This window comes from Niveispirillum sp. FG148, assembly GCF_057809655.1.
On record NZ_JBMDKJ010000067.1, the window covers coordinates 1 to 2921 of the forward strand.

Below are 2921 nucleotides of genomic sequence, written 5' to 3' on the forward strand. Positions count from 1 at the left end.
GGCTTAAGCCCCGTTACATTTTCGGCGCAGGCCGGCTTATCTAGACCAGTGAGCTATTACGCTTTCTTTAAAGGATGGCTGCTTCTAAGCCAACCTCCTGGTTGTCATGGCCTTCCCACATCCTTTCCCACTTAGCCACCACTTGGGGACCTTAGCTGGCGGTCTGGGCTCTTTCCCTCTTGACGATCGACCTTAGCACCGACCGTCTGCCTGCCGGACTGTACTCACCGGTATTCGGAGTTTGGTTAGGTTTGGTAAGGCTTGCGCCCCCCTAGCCCATCCAGTGCTCTACCCCCGGTGGTAATCATCCGACGCGCTACCTAAATAGCTTTCGCGGAGAACCAGCTATTTCCTGATTTGATTGGCCTTTCACCCCTAGCCACAGCTCATCTCCGACTTTTTCAACAGGCGTGAGTTCGGTCCTCCAGTGCATGTTACTGCACCTTCAACCTGGCCATGGCTAGATCATCAGGTTTCGGGTCTACAACCGGCAACTAAAGCGCCCTATTCAGACTCGCTTTCGCTACGCCTCCAGCTATCGCCTTAAGCTCGCTGCCGACTGTAAGTCGCTGACCCATTATACAAAAGGTACGCCGTCACTCCATAAAGGAGCCCCGACTGTTTGTAGGCATCCGGTTTCAGGTGCTCTTTCACTCCCCTCGTCGGGGTGCTTTTCACCTTTCCCTCACGGTACTGGTTCACTATCGGTCACTGAGGAGTACTTAGGCTTGGAGGGTGGTCCCCCCATGTTCAGACAGGATTTCTCGTGTCCCGCCCTACTCAAGGATCAATTCCGATTTACCCGTACGGGGCTGTCACCCGCTTTGGCCCGACTTTCCAGACGGTTCCGGTTATGTAGAATTGACCACTGGCCTGGTCCGCGTTCGCTCGCCACTACTAGCGGAGTCTCGGTTGATGTCCTTTCCTCCGGGTACTTAGATGTTTCAGTTCCCCGGGTTCGCCTCCCAAACCTATGTATTCAGTCTGGGATCACCTTACGGTGGGGTTTCCCCATTCGGAAATCCACGGATCAAAGCCTGCTCGCGGCTCCCCATGGCTTATCGCAGCGTGCCACGTCCTTCATCGCCTCTCAGTGCCAAGGCATCCACCAGATGCCCTTAAGACGCTTGATCCATTCATCACGCTCACGCGCAGGGACAAGCCCACACAGCATAAACACGACAAACAGCACTATCCGCTTTCCAGTTGTCACCTGCCCCGTCTCAACGGAACAACGACAGAAAGCAAACCCTCTCGGCTAAGAGGCCGCCTTCCCTGCAAAGCGGAACCCATTCGGTCACACTTCACAAAACCAATTTCTTCACGATGTCCAAGAACCGGCAGCCCTTGCTGCCTACAGTCACCCTTTCAGGCAACCGATCTGTTGCTCCCCATGGATCTCTATCACCACTCACCCCAACCTCAACGCCACACAGGCGGAGGATGGTGGAGGCGGACGGGATCGAACCGACGACCTCATGCTTGCAAAGCACGCGCTCTCCCAACTGAGCTACGCCCCCAGTCAGCGGTGATCCAAAATAGCCAAAACCCGGCGCAAAGCACCGGGCTTAGCTATCTGATCCATGAGAAGGGATGCGGAGACGGCGGACCCACCCAGAAGGTGATCGGGATAAGCCCCGACTGTGTCCAAAGGGAAGGTTCTTCCTTAGAAAGGAGGTGATCCAGCCGCAGGTTCCCCTACGGCTACCTTGTTACGACTTCACCCCAGTCGCTGACCGTACCGTGGTCGGCTGCCTCCTTGCGGTTAGCGCACCGGCTTCAGGTAAAGCCAACTCCCATGGTGTGACGGGCGGTGTGTACAAGGCCCGGGAACGTATTCACCGCGGCGTGCTGATCCGCGATTACTAGCGATTCCAACTTCATGCACCCGAGTTGCAGAGTGCAATCCGAACTGAGATGGCTTTTGGAGATTCGCTTCCACTCGCGTGGTCGCTGCCCACTGTCACCACCATTGTAGCACGTGTGTAGCCCAACCCGTAAGGGCCATGAGGACTTGACGTCATCCCCGCCTTCCTCCGGCTTGTCACCGGCAGTTCTGCTAGAGTGCCCAACTAAATGATGGCAACTAACAGTGGGGGTTGCGCTCGTTGCGGGACTTAACCCAACATCTCACGACACGAGCTGACGACAGCCATGCAGCACCTGTGTCCTAGTCCCCGAAGGGAAAGGTGCATCTCTGCACCGGTCAAGGCATGTCAAGGGTTGGTAAGGTTCTGCGCGTTGCTTCGAATTAAACCACATGCTCCACCGCTTGTGCGGGCCCCCGTCAATTCCTTTGAGTTTCAACCTTGCGGCCGTACTCCCCAGGCGGTCGGCTTAATGCGTTAGCTGCGACACTGAAACCCTAAGGGCCCCAACGTCTAGCCGACATCGTTTACGGCGTGGACTACCAGGGTATCTAATCCTGTTTGCTCCCCACGCTTTCGCGCCTCAGCGTCAGTTACCGTCCAGTGGGCCGCCTTCGCCACCGGTGTTCTTCCCAATATCTACGAATTTCACCTCTACACTGGGAATTCCACCCACCTCTCCGGTACTCTAGCCTACCAGTCTCAAGCGCAGTTCCCAGGTTAAGCCCGGGGCTTTCACGCCTGACTTGATAAGCCGCCTACGCGCCCTTTACGCCCAGTAATTCCGAACAACGCTAGCCCCCTTCGTATTACCGCGGCTGCTGGCACGAAGTTAGCCGGGGCTTCTTCTCACGCTACCGTCATCATCGTCGCGTGCGAAAGAGCTTTACAACCCGAAGGCCTTCATCACTCACGCGGCATGGCTGGATCAGGCTTCCGCCCATTGTCCAATATTCCCCACTGCTGCCTCCCGTAGGAGTCTGGGCCGTGTCTCAGTCCCAGTGTGGCTGATCATCCTCTCAGACCAGCTACTGATCGTCGCCTTGGTAGGCC

At 56.5% G+C, this 2921-nt stretch carries 1 tRNA gene and 2 rRNA genes; all 3 read right to left on the minus strand.

The features are described from left to right. Window positions 1-1133: ribosomal RNA gene (locus ACODTW_RS28175) — 23S ribosomal RNA — on the minus strand; the annotation flags it as partial. A 311-nt stretch (window positions 1134-1444) separates the two neighbouring features. Next, a tRNA-Ala gene (locus tag ACODTW_RS28180) sits at window positions 1445-1520 on the minus strand. A 150-nt stretch (window positions 1521-1670) separates the two neighbouring features. Continuing rightward, a 16S ribosomal RNA gene (locus ACODTW_RS28185) occupies window positions 1671-2921 on the minus strand; the annotation flags it as partial.